Below are 18,024 nucleotides of genomic sequence, written 5' to 3'. Positions count from 1 at the left end.
TAGTGCGAAGACCAGGATCAAAGGGTCAGGAAACCGTCGTAGAGGCCATAGGCGGCCACGATCGCACCGACGATCACGGCGGCGAAGACCAGTTTTTCGATGTTGGTGAAGATGGGTTGACCTACCTCGCGCTTGGCCTTGGCGAACAGGATCGCGCCTGGGGCGTACAGCAACGCGGAAAGCAGCAGGTACTTCACGCCACCGGCGTACAGCAGCCAGATGGCGTACACCAGGGCGATGCCACCGATCAGCAGGTCCTTGCTGCGCTCGGAGGCGGCTTGTTCATAGGTCTCGCCGCGCAGGGCCAGCAGGAAGCCGTAGGCCGCCGACCACAGGTAAGGCACCAGGATCATCGAGGTGGCGAGGTAGATCAGCGACAGGTAGGTGCTGCTGGAGAACAGGGTGATGACGAGGAAGATCTGTACCATGGCATTGGTCAGCCACAGCGCGTTGGCCGGCACCTGCTTGCTGTTTTCGCGGCGCAGGAACTCCGGCATGGTGTGGTCCTTGGCGGCGGCGAACATGATCTCGGCACACAGCAGCACCCACGACAGCAAGGCACCGAGCAGCGAGATGACCAGGCCGACGCTGATCAGCACCGCGCCCCAATGACCGACCACATGCTCGAGCACGGCAGCCATCGACGGGTTCTGCAGTTTTGCCAGCTCCGGCTGGGTCATCACCCCCAACGACAGCACGTTGACCAGTACCAGGAACAACAGCACGGTGATGAAACCGATGACCGTGGCCTTACCCACGTCCGAGCGCTTTTCGGCCCGGGACGAGAAGATGCTCGCACCCTCGATACCGATGAACACCCACACGGTGACCAGCATCATGTTGCGGACCTGGTTCATCACGCTACCCAACTCGGGCGCGTTCACGCCCCAGATGTCGGCGGTGAAGATGTCGAGTTTGAAGGCGAACAGGCAGATCAGCACGAACAGCGCCAGCGGCACGACCTTGGCCACGGTGGTGACCAGGTTGATGAATGCCGCTTCCTTGATGCCGCGCAGCACCAGAAAGTGCACCGCCCAGAGCAGGACCGATGCGCCGATGATGGCCGCTGGGGTGTTGCCTTCGCCGAAGATCGGGAAGAAGTAGCCGAGGGTGCTGAACAGCAGCACGAAGTAACCGACGTTGCCCAGCCAGGCACTGATCCAATAGCCCCAGGCCGAAGAGAAACCCATGTAGTCGCCGAAACCGGCCTTGGCATAGGCGTACACCCCGCCGTCGAGGTCAGGCTTGCGATTGGCCAGGGTCTGGAACACGAACGCCAGCGTGAGCATGCCGACTGCGGTGATGGCCCAGCCGATCAAGACGGCCCCCACCTCCGCACTGGCTGCCATGTTTTGCGGCAGTGAGAAGATCCCCCCGCCAATCATCGAACCTACAACAAGTGCAACTAAAGCGCCGAGTTTTAGTTTTCCGGAAGAATCAGACATTTAACAACTCCTGCCAGGAGAAAGTTGACGACAGATTAAATCCGACGCCTGAGTCATGAACTGACACAAGTCAGCTCATGATCACGTGAAGTAGGAAATTTCCTTCACGTGGCTCCTGGAGCGTGCCGACAGCTCAATTGCAGGCCTTGGATGCTGGCACCTCCATGTCCTTGCAGAGCAAACGCTCTGTGTGGCCTGCGAAATCTCAAGCTAGCCGCTTTTGGGGTTTTCGCAAATTTTTCACAAGGACGCCGTTTAAACACGTTTCGCTTACAATTTGTTTCTTTACGTCGGTTGTAACAGAACAAGTCAATAGACAAAGCAGTTATTAGTGCTATAGATAATGTCGGTGCTTATATGATCCGTGGGGCTGTTTCAAATGAATGACAGCGTGCAGAAAAAAGGGATGCCATGAGTGAACCGGGACAGAAGCTACGCCTAGGCGCACTGATCGCACTGGTGGTCGGTTCGATGATTGGCGGGGGGATCTTCTCGCTGCCGCAGAACATGGCGGCCCGTGCCGACGTCGGTGCGGTACTGATCGGCTGGGCCATTACCGCAATCGGCATGCTGGCGTTGGCCTTCGTGTTCCAGACCCTGGCCAATCGCAAGCCAGAGTTGGACTCCGGCGTCTACGCCTATGCCAAGGCGGGCTTTGGCGAGTACATGGGCTTCTCCTCGGCGTGGGGCTACTGGATCAGCGCCTGGTTGGGCAACGTCGGTTACTTCGTGCTGCTGTTCAGCACCCTGGGGTTCTATTTCCCGGTGTTCGGCGAGGGCAACACGCCGATCGCCATCGCCTGCGCCTCGCTGCTGCTGTGGACGGTACATTTCGTGGTGCTGCGCGGCATCAAGGAAGCGGCGTTCATCAACCAGGTCACCACCGTGGCCAAGGTCGTGCCGCTGCTGATCTTCGTGGTGATCGCCGCATTCGCCTTCAAGGCCGATGTCTTCACCCGCGATATCTGGGGCCTGAGCAATCCTCAGTTCGGCAATGTGCTCGAGCAGGTCCGCAACATGATGCTGGTGACGGTGTTCGTGTTCATCGGCATCGAGGGCGCCAGTGTCTATTCGGGGCGGGCGCTGAGGCGCTCGGACGTGGGCAAGGCCACGGTGATCGGCTTTCTCGGCGTACTGGCCCTGCTGGTGCTGGTCAACGTGCTGTCGTTGGGCGTGATGACCCAGCCAGAGCTGGCCAGGCTGCAGAATCCGTCCCTGGCAGCGGTGCTGGAGTACATCGTCGGGCCTTGGGGCGGGCTGTTGATCAGTGTCGGGTTGGCGGTTTCGCTGCTGGGGGCCTTGCTGTCGTGGGCGCTGCTGTGTGCGGAAATCCTTTTCGCCACCGCCCGGGACAAGACCATGCCGCGTTTTCTGGCCAAGGAGAACGCCAATCATGTACCGGCCAATGCGCTGTGGCTGACCAACTGCATGATCCAGGGTTTTCTGTTGATCACGCTGTTTTCGGCGGGGACCTACACCAGCCTGATCTACCTGGCCTCGTCGATGATCCTGGTGCCGTACTTGTGGTCGGCGGCCTATGCGGTGCTGCTTGCAGTGCGCGGCGAGACCTACGCGGGCCAGGCAAGACGGCGGAACAAGGACCTGCTGGTGGGGCTGGTGGCTTTGCTCTATGCGGTCTGGCTGTTGTATGCCGGCGGTTTGAAGTACCTGCTGCTATCGGCGCTGCTGTATGCGCCTGGCGTGATCCTGTTCGCCCGAGCCAAACGTGAGCAGGGCCAGACGCTGTTCACCACCTGGGAGAAACTCATCTTCGCCGCTGTGCTGATCGGTGCGGCGGTCGCCGCGTACGCGTTGTTTTCAGGGCTGCTGAGTCTGTGACCGCGGTACGGCGGCGTGCTCCGGGCGCGACCAGATCCACAGGTTGCCCAAGGTCATGCCGCCAATGGCCAGAAACACCGGCCAGCGATGTTCGAGAAACACCAGCATCAGTCCTGCGCACACCAGCATGCTCACCGTAGCGCTGACCTTCGCCCGGCGTTGGATCACCTTGCCGTTGCGCCAGTTGTGCAAGATCGGGCCAAACAGCCGGTGGCTTTCCAGCCAGGCAGAAAGCCGCGGCGAGCTGCGTGTCGCGGCCCAGGCGGCGAGCAGGATGAACTCGGTGGTTGGCAGGCCGGGGATGACGATGGCCACCAGGCCGATGCCCAGGCTCACGTAAGCCAGGATGCCATACAGCAGGCGCGACATTTTGGAGCGGGCAGGTCGGGTCATGGTCTCACTGCGAAAAACGGTCCGGCCACCTGCGAGGTGACCGGGAGTTGCATCAGGCCGGCGTCGCATCCATGGCATAGGCATGCTTGAGCAATGCGGTGAAACGCTCGAAAGCGGCGACCGCGCCACGCTCGGCGGCGGCATCTTCTTCGGGCGACAGCGCCAGGCCATCGAGGATCCGGGTGAACTGCTTCCAGCCCTCGGCCCGGCCACCGGCCGGCTCGCCCAGGTGCCTGGCGCCAAAATCTTCGGACAACTGCAAGGCCTGAGCACGCTTGATCAGAAACGCAGCGCCCAGTTTGGAGCCTTCGGAGACGAAGATCCAGCCCATCGCTTCACCCAGGCTCGGATTGCTCAAAGCACCGGGCACAGCGGCGGGCACGTCGCGGCCGAGATCGGCAAGGTCCAGACGGGCCTGCCCGGCACGGCAGCGCTGGGCCAGGTCGGGGACGATGGCGATCAGTTGCGGGTCGTTGTACAGCGCTTTCAGCTCTGCCTGGAACAGGTATTGAGCGGCCACGAAGTGGGCGAAGTTTTCGCGACTGGCGAACGGCGCATGGGATTTGACCAAGGCGTCGAGCTCAGTGTGCGGGGCGTGGGTGACTTGGTTCAGGCGTTGCGAGCGGAGGGCGGGGCGATCGGTCATGGGGTGTCCTTGAAAGAATCGGGCGTCTGGTGACAAGACGAATCAGGGGCGCGGGGACAGTAAAAAATGTGGGCTTCTCGTGGCGGGTGTTGCGGTGCGGCGCTCGATCTGCGCCGCACCGCTAAACCCCAGGCAATCCAAATCAGATATCCCACACCACATTGACCGCGAAATTGCGCCCCGGCATGGTCAGGCGATCGAGGTTGGCCGGCTGGGTCACGCCTGCCTCGCCTTGCCCGTCATAGCTGCGGACCGAATCCCACTGCCAGTACTTCTTGTCGGTGAGGTTGTACAGGCCGGCATTGACGGTCATATCGTCGGTCACCTTGTAGAAGCCGGTCAGGTCCAGCACGCCGTAGCCGGGGGTGCGGAATTTGCTGCTGGTGCCATCAGGCGCGTAGAAGGTGGTGTCGTCCACTCGTGTCTTGCGCTTGACCAGCGTCCAGCTCAGCAGACCTCCGTAGTTATCCTGGTCGTAGCCCAGGCCGAACACGCCCTTGAGCGGATTCACGGTGTTCAGTGGCTGGCCGGTGTCATCGTTGCGTCCGTAGCTGTATGCGATCGAGCCCTGGGTGTAGAGGCCGTGCGGTGCGCCGAAGCTGTCCAGGTTCAAGCGGCCCTTGACCTCGGCGCCCTTGATGGTGGCGTGCTTGATGTTGTTGGCCTGGAAGGTGGTTTCCAGGTCGGCGCTCTGGACTGCGTCTTCATCGATGAAATCGCGGTACTTGTTGTAGAACACCGCCAAATCGAAGTTGCCGGCATCGAAGTTACCGCGCAGACCGGTCTCGAAGCCTTTGCTCTTCTCCGGTTCGAGCCCGGGGTTGCCTTTGACCACATATCCCAACGTCTGGTTGGTGAAGCGGCCATACATGGACTTGGCGGTTGGCGTACGGAAACCTTCGGCGTACTGACCGTACCAGGTGTAGTTGTCGTTGAAAGCGTAGGTGATGCCGAACTTCGGCGACACCCGGTGCCACTTCTTCGCCGAATCGTCGAGCGAATCGGCACCGGTGCTGCTGGAGCCCTGAATACCGCGCAGGAATGCGTCGGTGAATTTCGGCTCCATGCGTGTGTAGTCGTAGCGGGCACCGGGGAGGAAGGTCCAGTCGTTCCAGCGGATCTGGTCCTGGGCGAACAGGCTGTAGGTGTGGGTGGTCGGGTCGGGGAAGTCGCTGACCAACTGCTGGCGATCAGTTGCGCTGTCGGCGCCCACAGCGCTGCAACCTGAGCCCACGGCCAGGCAGGTACCGCTACCGCTGCGCGAGCCGGTGACCTTTTCATGCTTGAAGGTGGCACCGTAGGTCAGTTCGTGGTCGGTCTGGCCGATGCTGAAAGCCTTGTCCAGCTGGGCGTCGAATACCCACTGGCGATCCTTGTAGGTGGTATTGCGGGTACGCAACACCTGACGGACACGGGGCACGTAGATTTCTTCGGTGTCCTGATTGGTCTTGGCGATCTGGTAATTCAGGCTCCACTTCATGCGATCGGCCACCGCCGAGTCCAGGCCGAACTCGTGGTTGAGGCCGAAGCGTTCGCGGGTGATGGTGTCCTCGGCCTGCCTCGACTTGTACATGCCCATGGCGTTGCCGTTGGCATAGGGACCGTTGACGGCACTCAGGACGTTCTGGTCGCGGTCATCCTTGTAGTTCTCGTAGGTAAAGCCCAGGCGCGCATCGTCGGCGTAGTTCCATCCCAGCTTGGCCAGCACGTTGGTGGTGCGCACGTCCATCGGGTTGGCCTCGGTGCGGTCGATGCCGCTGCCGCCATGGCTGCCGTAGGACTCCGTCTCATGGCCGTTGCGCTGGCTCAGGTGCAGCAGGCCGTCGAAGTCGCCGTGGCGACCGGCGATGGTGGCCGAGGTCAGCCAGCTTTCATCTGCCGAGCTGTAGCCGGTTTTCAGGCGGGCACCGACGTCCTTGCCGGGCTTGATGATGTCGTCTGGGTCGAGGGTGAAATAGCTCACCGCGCCGCCGATCGCATTGCTGCCATACAGCACCGAAGCCGGGCCCCGGAGGATTTCCACGCGCTTGACGATCTCGGGGTCGACATAGTTGCGTTGGGTCTGGGCGTACGGGCCGTAGAAGAAGCTGTCGGGGATCGACACGCCGTCGATCTGGGTGAGGATTCGTTCGCCGTCGATGCCGCGGATGTTGTAGCCGTTCAGGCCGCTGCGCTGCCCCGTGCCGGCGACCGATACGCCGGGCTCGTAACGTACCAGGTCCTGGATGTTGTTGACGTTGTCGCGGTCCAGTTGCTCGCGGCTGTGCACGCTGACCGTGCTGGGCACCTGGCTGACGTCCTGGGCGCTGCGGGTGGCACTGACGGTCATCTGCTGCAGGGCGATGGCATTGCCTGCGGCTTGGCGTTCGAGCACCACGTTGCCCGTACCGATGCTGCGGAAGTTCAGGCCGGTGCCGTGCAGCAGGCGCTTGAGTGCAGCTTGTGGCGACAACGATCCCTGTACGCCGGGTGAGGCGATGCCATCGGCCAGCTCGGCGCTGAAGCCGACCTGCCAGCCGGTGACCTGGCTGAAGGCGTTGATGGCCGAAACCAGCGGTTGCTGGGCGATTTCGAAGCGGTAGTCGCCCGTTCGCGGGCTGCTGACCTGGCTCGATTCGGCGGCCAGTGCCGGCAGGCTGTAGGTGCCGCTGGCAAGCAGTGCCAGATTCAACAGCGAAAGGCTGAGCAGCGGCAATTGCCCGTTACGACGACGGGGAAGGGTTGAGGGGCGATTTTGACCTGTGGACATCGAAGGCGCTCCCAGACGCGCGAACTGTTATAGGTGGCTGATCTCATCTGAAACAAGAATCAGTTGCATTGGCTATAACGAGACGGCTGGGCAGTCGGGATTGCGTAAAAATAGTCAGGCGCGCAGTAGCGGACGCACTTCGTCAGTTCAGGATGACCAGGGCAGGGTACTCGTGCAGTTTCGCCGAGGTGATCTGCGCGAGCGCGCGCAAGGTCTGCAACGGCTGGTCGAGACGGTAGTTGCCAGTGACAGCCACCTGGTCGAGCTGGCGGTTGCGATTGATGATCCAGCCGGGGTAATAGCGACGCACCTCGGCCAAAACCTCGCTGAGCGGGCAGTTCTCGAACACCAGACGGCCGTCGATCCAGGCCAGTTCCTTGCGCATGTCACGGCGTTGGCGCTGGCCGAAGCCCTTAGGGCCAACACTGATGGTGTCGCCGGCACTGAGGCGGATGCGCTGGTCGCTGGGGGCCTGGAGATCGACGTCGCCACGCTGGACCCGCACCTGCGCCTGTCCATCGAGATAGCGCACGGCGAAATCGGTGTCACGCACCTGGGCACGCAGCGGGCCGGCCAGGACCTCCAGTGGTGGCTGTCCACCTGCGACTTGGAAGTATGCTTCGCCTTGCAGCAGACGCGCGACATCGTGGCCGTTGCGTCGTTCGCTGGAGAAAGCCGAGTCGGTGTTGAGCAGTACCTTGGTGCCACCACTCAGCTCCAGGCGTTGGCGTTCGCCGACCACGGTCAGGTGGTCGGCTTGCAGGCGTATCGGCAGGTTGCCGAAAGTGAACAGTCCGACCAGCAGCACGGCAGCCGTGGCCAGCGGTTTCCAGTGCGCGCGCAAGCGTCCGCGAAGCGACCGGCGCTGGTTCTGGTGCAGTTGCGCGGCGGCCTGGCGCAGCGGTTTGCCGTTCCATAGCGCTTCGGCTTGCACATAGGCTTCGGCGTTCTCGGTGGCCGCCCCCAGCCATTGCTCGAACGCCAGGGTGTCCTGCTCGGTGGCGCATTGCAGGCGCACGAGCCAGTCCAGCGCTTCGTCCATGGCGCGTGCCCGTGCGTCGGACACGGTGGATGGCGGTTGAGGGGCAGGGCTGTCGGTCACGGTGGATCTCTGGATGGGTTTTTCGCGCATGATCAAGGCAACGCTTGGGTCTGGCAAGGGAGTCGGATTACCCCGAAGGCTGCTGGTGGTTTCACTTGAGTCGATCGGCCACGCCCATGCAGATGGCCATGATCAGTTTCAGCTCCTTTTGCACGGTGCTCGCCGAGACGTTCAATTGCTGGGCGATTTCCAGATAGCTGGCGCCATGCACGCGGCTCAGGATGAAGATCCGCTGCTGGCGCTCACTCAGTTGCCCGAGGCTAGCGCTCAACTGCTTGAGCAGGCGTTCGGCATGCGCGGCCTCCTCATGGTGACTGGTCGGCGCGGCGACGTTGTGCAGCACCTCCTCGGGTACATCGTCGATCAGCGTCCGCGCTTGGACCCGTCGGCTGCGCAAGTGGTCTAGGGCCAGATTGCGGGCGGTCTGGAAAACGAAGGGTTCAAGGTGCGCGATGGGACGCTCGCTCAATGCCCGCGACACCCGCAGGTAGGTTTCCTGCAGCAGGTCTTCAGCCGTGCTGGGGTTGCCGACCATGCGCTGGAGGGTGCGCAGTAGGGAAAGGCGCTGGAGGAGAAAGATGGAATTGAACCGGGACTGACTCACGGAGGGAAACCTGACCTACGAGGGGTTAATGATAATGCTTATCATCTGCTCCTCGGGTCAAGTCCGGAAGGATTAGGAAAAGGTAAAGATTGTGAGGGGAGGGGCGAGCGCCGCGCGGGCGGCGCTCGATCTCACCGACGCCAAGCGTCTTCTCAGCGAGCGCTGCAGAGCGCCAGGCAGTTGTCCAGCATGCGGTTGGAGAAGCCCCACTCATTGTCGTACCAGGCCAGTACCTTGAGCATGCGGCCGTTGGCGCGGGTATGGTTGGCGTCGAAGATCGACGACAGGGGATTGTGGTTGAAGTCGCAGGACACCAGAGGCAGGGCGTTATAGCCCAACACCCGCGAATGCCGGCTGGCTTCGAGGAACAACTGGTTGACCTGTTCGGCGCTGGCCTCACGTTTGAGATTGACGGTGAGGTCCACCAGCGACACGTTGATCACCGGGACCCGCACCGCCATGCCGGTGAGCTTGCCGGCCAGTTCCGGCAGTACCAGGCCCACGGCCTCGGCGGCGCCGGTCTTGCTCGGGATCATCGACTGGGTCGCCGAGCGAGCCCGATACGGGTCGCTGTGGTAGACGTCGGTCAGTACCTGGTCATTGGTGTAGGCATGGATGGTGGTCATCAGGCCCTGCTCGATGCCGAACTCGCGGTCCAGTACCTGGGCGATCGGCGCCAGGCAGTTGGTGGTGCAGGAGGCATTGGAAATGATTTGGTGCGAGGCACGCAGGATGTCGTGGTTGACCCCATACACCACCGTGGCGTCGGCACCCTTGGCCGGGGCCGAGACGATCACCTTGCCAGCGCCAGCCGTCAGGTGCGCGGCAGCCTTGGCCCGCTCGGTGAAGAGCCCGGTACACTCGAACACCACATCGATTGCTTCGGCCTTCCAGGGCAGGTCGGCGGGGTTGCGGATGGCGCTGACGGCAATGCGGTCACCATTGACCGTGAGGCTTTCATGGTCGGCCTCCACCGTGGCGTCGAAGGTGCCGTGCACGCTGTCGTACTTGAGCAGGTGGGCGTTCATGGTGCTGTCGCCCAGGTCGTTGATGGCGACGACCTGCAGGTCCTGGCGGTAGCCTTGGGTATACAGTGCGCGCAAGACGTTGCGTCCGATGCGGCCGAATCCATTGATGGCGATGCGTAGGGTCATGGCAGTACCTCTGGCAGTTCGAGTGAGACCTGTGGCACAAAGGGGGTTCACTGAAACGGTTTTGTTGTTGGAATTACAAGATTATTCACTATCAGATAGAAAACAAGCCTTTTTACTGGCAGTATTTTGTTTAAACATACAACGAGTGGTCGGCTCGGTCGCCTCCTCGATGCGTCATGCTCCCCTCCAGTGAGCCTAGGACGCGATCGGCAGGAGGGGAAATGCCAGGTATGGCCACCCTTACAGTTAGCCTGGAGTCCAGTACATGCATCCGCGCATCCTTGAGGTCACCCAACGGCTGGTCGAGCGCAGCCGCGCTACCCGTGAACGCTACTTGCGGCTGATTCGCGGCGCGGCCAGTGACGGGCCCATGCGCGCCAGCCTGCAGTGCGCCAACTTCGCCCACGGCGTGGCCGGGTGCGGCAGCGAAGACAAGCAGAGCCTGCGCCTGATGAATGCGGCCAACGTGGCCATCGTCTCGGCGTACAACGACATGCTCTCGGCGCACCAGCCGTACCTGCATTTTCCCGAGCAGATCAAACAGGCCCTGCGTGCGGTGGGCTCGGTCGGTCAGTTCGCCGGCGGTGTGCCGGCCATGTGCGACGGTGTCACCCAGGGCGAGCCGGGCATGGAACTGGCCATCGCCAGCCGTGAGGTGATCGCCATGTCCACGGCCGTGGCCCTGTCGCACAACATGTTCGATGCCGCACTGATGCTCGGCATTTGCGACAAGATCGTCCCTGGCCTGATGATGGGGGCGCTGCGCTTCGGCCATCTGCCGACCATTTTCGTACCGGGCGGTCCGATGACGTCGGGCATTTCCAACAAGCAGAAAGCCGATGTGCGCCAGCGCTACGCCGAAGGCAAGGCCAGCCGCGAAGAGCTGCTGGAGTCGGAAATGAAGTCCTACCATGGCCCAGGCACCTGCACCTTCTACGGCACTGCCAACACCAATCAACTGGTGATGGAAGTGATGGGCCTGCACCTGCCTGGGGCTTCGTTCGTCAACCCGTACACCCCGCTGCGCGATGCGCTCACCGCCGAGGCGGCGCAGCAGGTCACGCGTATGACCAAGGCCAGTGGCAGCTTCATGCCGCTGGGCGAGATCGTCGACGAGAAGGCCCTGGTCAACGCCGTGGTCGCCCTGCACGCCACCGGCGGCTCGACCAACCATACCTTGCACCTTCCGGCCATTGCCCAGGCTGCCGGGATCCAGCTCACCTGGCAGGACATGGCAGACCTCTCCGAAGTGGTCCCGACCCTGTCTCACGTCTATCCCAACGGCAAGGCCGACATCAACCACTTCCAGGCCGCTGGCGGTATGTCCTTCCTGATCCGCGAACTGCTCGACGCCGGGTTGTTGCACGAGGACGTCAATACGGTCGCCGGTCCTGGCCTGCGCCGCTACACCCAGGAGCCGTTCCTCGACGATGGCCGTTTGGTCTGGCGTGAAGGACCACGCCAAAGCCTCGATGAGAACATCCTGCGGCCGGTGGCGCGGGCATTTTCGCCCGAGGGCGGGCTGCGGGTGATGCAGGGTAACCTGGGCCGCGGCGTGATGAAGGTGTCCGCTGTGGCGCCCGAACATCAGGTGGTCGAGGCGCCGGCGCGGGTGTTCCACGATCAGCAATCGCTGGCCGACGCGTTCAAGGCGGGCGAACTGGAGCGCGATTTCGTCGCGGTAGTACGCTTCCAGGGGCCACGCTGCAATGGCATGCCGGAACTGCATAAGCTCACGCCGTTCCTGGGGGTACTGCAGGACCGCGGCTACAAGGTCGCGCTGGTGACCGACGGGCGCATGTCCGGCGCTTCGGGCAAGATCCCGGCGGCCATCCATGTCTGCCCCGAAGCCTTCGACGGCGGCCCCCTGGCGCGGGTGCGCGAGGGTGATATCGTACGGGTCGATGGTGTCGAAGGCACGCTGCAGGTGATGGTCTCGGCCGAGGAACTGGCCAGCCGCGACCAGCCACCCGCTCCGCAGGGCAACGACGAAGGATGCGGGCGCGAGCTGTTCGGCTTCATGCGCATGGCGTTCAGCCCGGCCGAGCGGGGCGCGAGCGCCTTCACCTCGGACCTGGAGAACCTCAAATGAAGGAACTGCTGGTTGGCGACATTGGTGGTACCAACGCCCGTTTCGCGCTGTGGCGTGACAACCAGCTGCACGCGGTGAAGGTTTTCGCCACCGCTGACTACACCAGCCCCGAGCAGGCCATCGAGGCCTATCTCGACGACCAGGGCCTTGCCCGTGGCGGCTTGGCCGCCGTGTGTCTAGCTGTGGCCGGCCCGGTCGACGGCGATGACTTTCGTTTCACCAACAACCATTGGCGCCTGAACCGGCAAGCGTTCTGCCAGGCGCTGGGGGCCGATCGCCTGCTGTTGACCAACGATTTCTCGGCCATGGCGCTGGGCATGACGCGGCTGCGCCCCGGCGAGTTTCAGGAAGTATGCCCAGGCCAGGCCGACCCTTTGCGCCCGGCGCTGGTGATCGGCCCAGGCACTGGCCTTGGCGTCGGTAGCCTGTTGCCTCTGGACGCAGGCGGATGGCTGGCGCTGCCCGGTGAAGGCGGGCATGTCGACCTGCCCGTTGGCAATGCCCGTGAGGCGGCCATTCATCAGCAGATTCATCAGCAGATCGGCCATGTCAGTGCCGAGACCGTGCTCAGCGGCGGTGGCCTGGTGCGCTTGTACCAGGCAATCTGCGCCCTCGACGGCGATAGCCCTCGACACAAGACCCCGGCGGCGATCACCGATGCCGCGCTGGCCGGCGAGCCACGGGCGGTGGCGGTGATCGAGCAGTTCTGCCGATTCCTCGGCCGGGTGGCCGGTAACAATGTGCTGACATTGGGCGCGCGCGGCGGGGTCTACATTGTCGGTGGGGTGATCCCGCGTTTCGCCGAACTGTTCCTGCGCAGCGGGTTCGCCGCCAGTTTTGCCGACAAAGGCTGCATGAGCGGTTATCTTGCCGGAGTGCCAGTGTGGCTGGTCACGGCAGAGTTCTCTGGCCTGCTTGGAGCAGGGGTGGCCCTGCAGCAAACCTTGGATCGCTGAGATCCTCCAGCCGCACCGCAGCAGGCGAGACGACCTGTAATAACAACAAGAGGGCGGGATACCTTGAGCACTGCCGGAAAAACCATTCTCATGGTCGACGACGACCAGGAGATTCGCGAATTGTTGCAAACCTACCTGAGCCGTTCCGGCTACCAGGTGCATGCCGAAGGCGACGGTCAGGGCTTTCGCCAGGCATTGGACGAGATCCCTTGCGACCTGGTGATCCTCGATGTGATGCTGCCCGACGAGGATGGCTTCAGTCTGTGCCGTTGGGTACGCCAGCATCCCCGTCAGGCGCGGGTGCCGATCATCATGCTGACCGCCAGCTCCGACGAAACCGACCGGGTCATCGGCCTGGAGCTGGGCGCCGACGACTACCTGGGCAAGCCGTTCAGCCCGCGCGAGCTGCAGGCGCGGATCAAGGCCTTGCTGCGTCGTGCCGAATTCACCCAGGCGGCGCCGGCAGGAAAGGTGTTGGCCTTTGCCGACTGGCGGCTGGATATCATCAGTCATCGCCTGTTCCATCGCGATGGTGAAGAAGTGATGCTGTCGGGTGCTGACTTCGCCCTGCTCAAACTGTTTCTCGATCACCCGCAGCAGATTCTCGACCGCGACACCATCGGTAATGCCACCCGCGGTCGCGAGCCCATGCCCCTGGATCGCATCGTCGACATGGCCGTCAGCCGCCTGCGCCAGCGCCTGCGTGACACCGAGCGTCCGCCACGGCTGATTCGGACCGTGCGTGGCAGTGGCTACCTGCTGGCTGCCCATGTCCGCTGCACGGCTTGAGCGGCGCTGGCGCCTGTTGCCGCGCTCGCTGCTCGGCCGCATGTTGCTGCTGACCCTGTTGGCCGTTCTGCTCGCCCAGGGGCTGTCGAGCATGATCTGGGTCGCGCAGCTGCGCTCCAGCCAGTTGCAGGGCCTGCGGGCCAGTGCTAGCAGCCTGGCGCATTCGATGAGCTCCAGCGTCAGCTATTTCCGCTCGTTGCCGGTGGCCTACCGGCCGATGGTCCTGGATCAGTTGCGCAGCATGGGCGGCACGCGCTTCTTCGTCTCCCTCAACATCAAGCCGCTGGCCATGCCGATGCTGCCGCAGACGCCGCGCAAGCAGGCGGTCGTCGATGTCGTCCAACAGGTACTGCATGAACGGCTAGGGGCGCAGATGGACATTTCGGTGGCGTTCGTCGGTCCTGATGACCTGCGCATCTTCAACAGCGGGTTGAAACTCGACGAGTTGCCCCGCTCGTGGGCGCACTATTCGCTTACCCTCGAACCCCTCAACCCGCCGGTACTGGTCACGCAGATACGCCTTGGGGAAGGGGAGTGGCTGTACATCGCCTCGTTGCTGCCAGAGCCCTATACCAGCCTCGAGGCCGAGGGGCTGCCTCGCCAGCAGGCCGGTTTCATCGCCCTGACCACGGCGTTGTTGCTGTTGTTCATCGGTCTGCTGGTGCATTGGCAGAGCTGGCCGCTCAAGCGCCTGGCTCGGGCCGCCCGTGAGCTTTCCCTTGGCGCCGAGGTGGCGCCGGTGGTCGGTCGTGGCGGTAGCGAGGTGGTGGAGGTCGGGCGGGCTTTCAACACCATGCGCGAACGGATCAGCCGCTACCTGACCGAACGCAGTCAGTTGTTCAGCGCGATTTCCCATGACTTGCGCACGCCCATCACGCGCCTGCGCCTGCGGGTCGAGTTGCTCGAGGATGAGGGCCTGCAAGCCAAGTTCAGCGGCGACCTCGACGAGCTGGAGCTGCTGGTCAAGGGCGCCCTGCAATGCGTGAAGGACACCGATATCCACGAGAACATCGAGCCGATCGACCTCAATCAGGTCCTCGAGCTCCTCACCGAGCCTTATCTGGCCGATGGCCGTATCACCGTCGAGGGGCAGGCGTTGGCGCCCTATCCGGGCAAGGCGCTGGCCTTGCGCCGCTGCATCGGCAACCTGATCGACAATGCCATCAAGTACGGTGAGCGGGCGCGCCTGCGCATCATCGACAGCGCCGAGAGTTTCGTCCTGCAGGTGGACGACCAGGGCCCCGGCGTTCCAGAGCTGCAACTGGAGCAGGTGTTCGAGCCGCATGTGCGACTGGCAGGGCGCCAGCAGGGTTATGGCTTGGGTCTGGGAATCGCGCGCAACATCGCCCATAGCCATGGTGGTGAAGTCAGCCTGCTCAACCTGCGTGGCGGTGGGCTGCGAGTGACTCTGTACCTGCCACGTGGCGATTGAGGCCGTCGGCGACGGCCCGGGTTGCAACGTAACGGGTCTGTGACATTGCGCAACGGCTTTGTGACATGCCAGCGGGAACATCTGGTTAGACTCGGTAAACGACTGGCAAGGATACGCTGGCCCATGAACGAAACCTGCCTCCATTGGCTCGACTCCCCGGTGCATGCTGCCTGGCGCATGGCGGAAGGCCAGCGTCTGCTGTCCTTCGCCAAGGCCTCCAGGTTGCCCGACGGCTTTGGCAACCTTGATGCCAATGGCCGTCTGCTGCCGGGAGCTACTGCCGAAACCATGAACACCGCGCGCATGACCCACTGCTTCGCCCTGGCCCATATCCAGGGGGTGCCGGGTTGCCTGGCCTATGCCGAGCATGGGGTTGCCGCCCTGGCCGGGGCGATGCGCGATGCCACCTACGGCGGCTGGTTCGCCCATCCCGGAGGGCAGGACGACAGCGGCAAGTCCGCCTACCTGCATGCGTTCGTCGCCCTGGCCGCCAGTTCCGCGGTAGTGGCCGGCGCTGCGGCGGCAAAAGACTTGCTGGCCGACGCCATACGGGTCATCGAAGAGCATTTCTGGAGTGAAGGCGAGGGTGCCCTGCGCGAGACCTTTTCCCGTGCGTGGCAGTTGCCCGAAGCGTATCGCGGGGCCAACAGCAACATGCACGCCACCGAGGCGTTCCTGGCGTTGGCCGATGTCACGGGCGATCCTGTGTGGCTCCAGCGCGCCCTGCGCATCGTCGAGCGCATCGTCCATGTTCAAGCTGCAGCCAGCCAGTACCGGGTAGTCGAGCATTTCGACGCGCTCTGGCAAGCGTTGCCGGACTACAACCTGGCGCATCCCGCCGACCATTTCCGGCCTTATGGCACCACCCCCGGCCATGGTATGGAATGGGCTCGCCTGCTGCTGCATCTGGAAGCCAGCCTGCGTCTGGCGGGTCTGGAGGCGCCAGGGTGGTTGCTGCCCTGTGCACGAGGGTTGTTCGAAAGCGCCTGTACCCTGGCCTGGAACGTCGATGGCGCTGCGGGCTTCATCTACACCCTGGATTGGAACAACCGTCCGGTGGTGCGCGCACGTTTGCACTGGGTCCAGGCCGAAGGCTGTGCAGCCGCCGCGGCCCTGCTGATGCGTACCGGCGAGGCGCAATACCAGCGCTGGTACCAGCGCATCTGGGACTTCATCGACAATCACTTCATCGATCGCGAGGCGGGCAGTTGGCATCACGAACTGGATGCCGACAACCGTCCTGCGGGGACGATCTGGCCGGGCAAGCCCGACCTCTATCACGCTTACCAGGCATTGTTGCTGCCGGGACTGGCGCTGGCACCGAGCCTGGCGACCCAACTGGCGCGTAATGTCACCAAACGATGACATTTGCGCATCGCTTCGTTACCTGACGAAGCGGTTGCGCTGATTAGACTTCATGCAACGCAAGCGACCGACTTGCACGGCATAACAACAAGAAAGGTACTTCCATGAACGCTGCAGCCCTTCGCCTCGTTGGCGCCCTGTCCCTCGTGCTTCCACCTCTGGTCACTCCACTCAATGCCTTCGCCGACGATGCCAAAGAGGGCGCCTCGCCCAAAGGTAGCATCGAGGTCGTGCACTGGTGGACCTCGGGCGGCGAGAAGGCTGCCGTCGATGTACTCAAGGCCCAGGTCGAGAAAGACGGCTTCACCTGGAAAGATGGCGCGGTCGCCGGCGGTGGCGGGGCCACGGCCATGACCGTACTCAAGAGCCGCGCAGTGGCTGGCAATCCACCGGGTATCGCGCAGATCAAAGGGCCGGACATCCAGGACTGGGCCGCCACCGGCCTGCTCGACAGCGATGTGCTCAAGGACGTGGCCAAGCAGGAACATTGGGATGGCTTGCTCGACAAGAAGGTTGCCGACACCGTGAAGTACGAAGGTGACTACGTCGCCGTACCGGTGAACATCCACCGCATCAACTGGCTGTGGATCAACCCTCAGGTGTTCAAGAAGGCCGGTATCGAACAGGCACCCACGAACCTCGAGCAGTTCTACGCCGCCGCTGACAAGCTCAAGGCTGCCGGCTTCATCCCGCTCGCCCATGGCGGTCAGCCGTGGCAGGACAGCACCGTGTTCGAAAGCGTGGTGCTGGCGGTGATGGGCCCTGAGGGCTATGAGAAAGCGCTGGTCGAGCTCGATCAGCAGGCGCTTACCGGACCGCAGATGATCAAGGCGTTGACCGAACTGAAGAAGGTCGCCACCTATATGGATCCTGATGGCAAAGGGCAGGACTGGAATCTCGAAGCGGCCAAGGTCATCAACGGCAAGGCCGGTATGCAGATCATGGGTGACTGGGCCAAGAGCGAATGGACGTTGGCCGGAAAGGTCGCCGGCAAGGACTACCAGTGCGTGCCGTTCCCCGGCACCGAAAAGGCGTTCCTCTACAATATCGACTCGTTGGTGGTGTTCAAGCAGAAGGACGAGGGCACTGCCGCTGCCCAGCAGGACATCGCGCGCAAAGTGTTGGGCCAGGACTTCCAGAAGGTGTTCAGCATCAACAAGGGATCGATCCCGGTACGCAACGACATGCTTGCCGACATGGGCAAGTATGGCTTCGATAGCTGCGCGCAGACGTCGGCCAAGGACTTCCTCGCCGATGCCAAGACCGGTGGCCTGCAACCAAGCATGGCGCACAACATGGCCACCTCGCTGGCCGTGCAGGGGGCGTTCTTCGATGTGGTGACCAACTACATCAACGACCCGGCTGCCGATCCGGCTGATGCCGCGAAAAAACTGGCGGCGGCAATCCAGGCGGCCAAGTAAAGGCCATTGGCGGGCAAGCCCGCTCCCACAGGTCCGG

Annotated in this window: 14 protein-coding genes; 7 read left to right on the top strand and 7 right to left on the bottom strand. The window is 63.0% G+C overall.

The features are described from left to right. Positions 1 to 17 precede the first annotated feature (17 nt). Positions 18 to 1,445, bottom strand: a complete 1,428-nt coding sequence (arcD, locus tag KY379_RS03890) for an arginine-ornithine antiporter (protein ID WP_133326299.1) — start codon at positions 1,443 to 1,445, stop codon at positions 18 to 20. Between the two features lie 411 nt (positions 1,446 to 1,856). Here arcD (KY379_RS03890) and arcD (KY379_RS03885) point away from each other — a divergent pair, with 411 nt between their 5' ends. Next, positions 1,857 to 3,284 carry an arginine-ornithine antiporter gene (arcD, locus tag KY379_RS03885; protein WP_196171853.1) on the top strand — a complete coding sequence of 476 codons (1,428 nt, stop codon included), beginning with the start codon at positions 1,857 to 1,859 and terminating at the stop codon, positions 3,282 to 3,284. On the opposite strand, the gene KY379_RS03880 is transcribed toward arcD (KY379_RS03885), so the two are convergent. The 6 genes from KY379_RS03880 to gap all read right to left on the bottom strand — a co-directional run bounded on the left by KY379_RS03880 (position 3,264) and on the right by gap (position 9,932). Next, a complete protein-coding gene (locus tag KY379_RS03880; protein WP_261239040.1) occupies positions 3,264 to 3,677 on the bottom strand; it encodes a YbaN family protein in 414 nt (137 codons plus the stop codon). The two genes, arcD (KY379_RS03885) and KY379_RS03880, sit on opposite strands and share 21 nt — an antisense overlap. A gap of 52 nt (positions 3,678 to 3,729) precedes the next feature. Then, on the bottom strand, positions 3,730 to 4,323 hold the full coding sequence (locus KY379_RS03875; RefSeq protein WP_133326293.1) for a biliverdin-producing heme oxygenase: 594 nt from the start codon (positions 4,321 to 4,323) through the stop codon (positions 3,730 to 3,732). A 142-nt stretch (positions 4,324 to 4,465) separates the two neighbouring features. Next, positions 4,466 to 7,072: a TonB-dependent receptor gene (locus KY379_RS03870; protein WP_261239039.1), complete on the bottom strand. Its 2,607-nt coding sequence runs from the start codon at positions 7,070 to 7,072 to the stop codon at positions 4,466 to 4,468. A 142-nt stretch (positions 7,073 to 7,214) separates the two neighbouring features. Continuing rightward, positions 7,215 to 8,174 (bottom strand): FecR family protein, encoded by a 960-nt coding sequence (locus KY379_RS03865; protein ID WP_261239038.1) that lies wholly within the window; start codon positions 8,172 to 8,174, stop codon positions 7,215 to 7,217. Between the two features lie 91 nt (positions 8,175 to 8,265). After that, positions 8,266 to 8,778 (bottom strand): RNA polymerase sigma factor, encoded by a 513-nt coding sequence (locus KY379_RS03860; RefSeq protein ID WP_133326287.1) that lies wholly within the window; start codon positions 8,776 to 8,778, stop codon positions 8,266 to 8,268. A gap of 152 nt (positions 8,779 to 8,930) precedes the next feature. After that, entirely contained in the window at positions 8,931 to 9,932 is a 1,002-nt protein-coding gene (gap, locus tag KY379_RS03855) for a type I glyceraldehyde-3-phosphate dehydrogenase (protein WP_261239035.1), read from the bottom strand. 265 nt (positions 9,933 to 10,197) lie between these two features. Between gap and edd the strand changes: the two genes are divergently transcribed. The 6 genes from edd to KY379_RS03825 all read left to right on the top strand — a co-directional run bounded on the left by edd (position 10,198) and on the right by KY379_RS03825 (position 17,987). Further along, positions 10,198 to 12,024, top strand: a complete 1,827-nt coding sequence (gene edd, locus KY379_RS03850) for a phosphogluconate dehydratase (protein WP_196172881.1) — start codon at positions 10,198 to 10,200, stop codon at positions 12,022 to 12,024. Beyond that, complete coding sequence (locus KY379_RS03845) at positions 12,021 to 12,980, top strand: glucokinase (protein WP_196172879.1); 960 nt, start codon at positions 12,021 to 12,023, stop codon at positions 12,978 to 12,980. Before edd ends, KY379_RS03845 begins: the two co-directional genes overlap by 4 nt. Positions 12,981 to 13,070: 90 nt before the next feature. Beyond that, positions 13,071 to 13,769, top strand: a complete 699-nt coding sequence (locus KY379_RS03840) for a response regulator (RefSeq protein ID WP_409977261.1) — start codon at positions 13,071 to 13,073, stop codon at positions 13,767 to 13,769. Continuing rightward, positions 13,750 to 15,201: an ATP-binding protein gene (locus KY379_RS03835; RefSeq protein ID WP_306466378.1), complete on the top strand. Its 1,452-nt coding sequence runs from the start codon at positions 13,750 to 13,752 to the stop codon at positions 15,199 to 15,201. The genes KY379_RS03840 and KY379_RS03835 overlap by 20 nt, the downstream gene beginning before the upstream one ends. A gap of 123 nt (positions 15,202 to 15,324) precedes the next feature. Beyond that, on the top strand, positions 15,325 to 16,566 hold the full coding sequence (locus tag KY379_RS03830) for an AGE family epimerase/isomerase (protein WP_261239026.1): 1,242 nt from the start codon (positions 15,325 to 15,327) through the stop codon (positions 16,564 to 16,566). A 104-nt stretch (positions 16,567 to 16,670) separates the two neighbouring features. Beyond that, positions 16,671 to 17,987: an ABC transporter substrate-binding protein gene (locus KY379_RS03825; RefSeq protein ID WP_261239025.1), complete on the top strand. Its 1,317-nt coding sequence runs from the start codon at positions 16,671 to 16,673 to the stop codon at positions 17,985 to 17,987. Positions 17,988 to 18,024 lie beyond the last annotated feature (37 nt).

It is taken from the genome of Pseudomonas sp. HD6422 (genome assembly GCF_025377065.1).
GTDB classification, from domain to species: Bacteria; Pseudomonadota; Gammaproteobacteria; order Pseudomonadales; family Pseudomonadaceae; genus Aquipseudomonas; species Aquipseudomonas putida_U.
Note: the sequence above shows the minus strand (reverse complement) of the source record. Positions and strands in the feature narration are given on the sequence as shown.

Bases quoted from the DNA above. Each gene is read 5' to 3' on its own strand.
- arcD (WP_133326299.1), bottom strand. From the start codon at position 1,445: ATGTCTGATTCTTCCGGAAAACTAAAACTCGGCGCTTTAGTTGCACTT.
- arcD (WP_196171853.1), top strand. From the start codon at position 1,857: ATGAGTGAACCGGGACAGAAGCTACGCCTAGGCGCACTGATCGCACTG.
- KY379_RS03880 (WP_261239040.1), bottom strand. From the start codon at position 3,677: ATGACCCGACCTGCCCGCTCCAAAATGTCGCGCCTGCTGTATGGCATC.
- KY379_RS03875 (WP_133326293.1), bottom strand. From the start codon at position 4,323: ATGACCGATCGCCCCGCCCTCCGCTCGCAACGCCTGAACCAAGTCACC.
- KY379_RS03870 (WP_261239039.1), bottom strand. From the start codon at position 7,072: ATGTCCACAGGTCAAAATCGCCCCTCAACCCTTCCCCGTCGTCGTAAC.
- gap (WP_261239035.1), bottom strand. From the start codon at position 9,932: ATGACCCTACGCATCGCCATCAATGGATTCGGCCGCATCGGACGCAAC.
- edd (WP_196172881.1), top strand. From the start codon at position 10,198: ATGCATCCGCGCATCCTTGAGGTCACCCAACGGCTGGTCGAGCGCAGC.
- KY379_RS03845 (WP_196172879.1), top strand. From the start codon at position 12,021: ATGAAGGAACTGCTGGTTGGCGACATTGGTGGTACCAACGCCCGTTTC.
- KY379_RS03840 (WP_409977261.1), top strand. From the start codon at position 13,071: ATGGTCGACGACGACCAGGAGATTCGCGAATTGTTGCAAACCTACCTG.
- KY379_RS03835 (WP_306466378.1), top strand. From the start codon at position 13,750: ATGTCCGCTGCACGGCTTGAGCGGCGCTGGCGCCTGTTGCCGCGCTCG.
- KY379_RS03830 (WP_261239026.1), top strand. From the start codon at position 15,325: ATGAACGAAACCTGCCTCCATTGGCTCGACTCCCCGGTGCATGCTGCC.
- KY379_RS03825 (WP_261239025.1), top strand. From the start codon at position 16,671: ATGAACGCTGCAGCCCTTCGCCTCGTTGGCGCCCTGTCCCTCGTGCTT.